Origin of the sequence: Cellulomonas septica (assembly GCF_012396155.1) — a bacterium.
Classification (GTDB): Bacteria; Actinomycetota; Actinomycetes; order Actinomycetales; family Cellulomonadaceae; genus Cellulomonas; species Cellulomonas septica.
Map to the genome: position 1 here is coordinate 1 of NZ_JAAXOY010000848.1, position 1272 is coordinate 1272.

A 1272-nucleotide genomic window follows, 5' to 3' on the forward strand; every position below is an offset into this window, starting at 1 on the left:
GCGGGCGGCCGCCCGGAGCTCGGACCGCTCGCGCAGCCGCAGGCCGGTCGTCACCGCGACGCGCACCGGCCACTGCCAGGCGTGCGGGTACCGCCGCGACACGTAGCGGGCCGCGCTCGTGTGGTGCGCCGAGATCATCCGGGCCGGCCGCTCGCGCCAGGACGTGCCGCCGACGTGCGTGACGCGCGCGCCGGGCACGTAGAGGTTGGTCCACCCGGCGCGACCGAGCCGCTCGCCCAGGTCGACGTCCTCGAAGAACATGAAGTAGCCGTCGTCGAACCCGCCGACGGCCTCGAACGCCGACCGGCGCAGCAGCAGGCACGCGCCCGAGAGCCAGCCCGCGGCCCGCTGCCCGCCCGCGTCCTCGTGCTGCGCGCGGTAGGCGCGGGTCCACGGGTTGCCCGGCCAGACCCGGACCAGCAGCGCGTGACCGGCGCCCTGGGTCAGCGACGGCAGGGCGCGCGCGGACGGGTAGACGGTGCCGTCGACGTTGAGCAGCGCGGGACCGAGCGCGCCGGCGTCGGGGTGCTCCTCGCCGGCCGCGACCAGCACGTCGAGCGAGCCCGGCTCCCACTCGAGGTCGGAGTTGGCGACGACGAGCCAGGGCACCTGCGCGTCCCGGGCGCCCAGGTTGGCGCCGCCGCCGTACCCGAGGTTCGCGCCCGACTCGACGACCCGGGCACCGTGCCGGGCGGCGACCGCACGGGACACCGTGGGGTCGTCGCCGTTGTCGACGACGACGAGCTCGTAGGGGGCGGACGTCGCGCCGGCGAGCGTGCGCGCGAAGCGCTCGAGCTCCTCGCCGGGGTGGTAGACGACGCAGACGACTCGGACGGTGGGGGCGGGGCTGCTCATCGTGCGCCCAGGTTAGTGGGCGTCACCGTAGCCGGGGTCCACGTCCTCGGGTGCTCGTCCCAGCAGGTGCGCGACCTGCTCGACCACGACGTCGCGCACGAGGTCGGCGAGGTCGCCCGCGTCGGTCGCGCGCGACTCGACGGGACGGCGGTAGACGACGATGCGCGCGGGAAGACCGGAGTCGGCGGGGAAGTAGCGGCCGAGCGGCACACCGCCGTGCTCCCACGGCGCCGGGTTGGACGGCGGCACGTCCTCGACCGCGAACTCGGTGCCGTCGAGCTGCCGCGTCCAGCGCCGCTCGAGCCGCTCGACGGCGTCGAGCACGAGGTCGTCGAAGCGCTCGGCCCGCGTGCGGTACGCGGGCATCGTCGAGGGCATCAGCGGTCCGCGCGGGCCACGGCCGCGGCGGTCGCGTCG

The 1272-nt window shown here is 76.5% G+C and carries 2 protein-coding genes; both read right to left on the minus strand.

The window, feature by feature from the left end; genetic code table 11:
• A partial coding sequence (locus HGA02_RS19740) for a glycosyltransferase family 2 protein (RefSeq protein ID WP_168681107.1) occupies positions 1 to 855 on the minus strand: 855 nt, incomplete at its 3' end.
• 12 nt (positions 856 to 867) lie between these two features.
• The coding region (locus tag HGA02_RS19745; RefSeq protein WP_246248131.1) for a metallopeptidase family protein at positions 868 to 1272 on the minus strand (405 nt) is incomplete at its 5' end.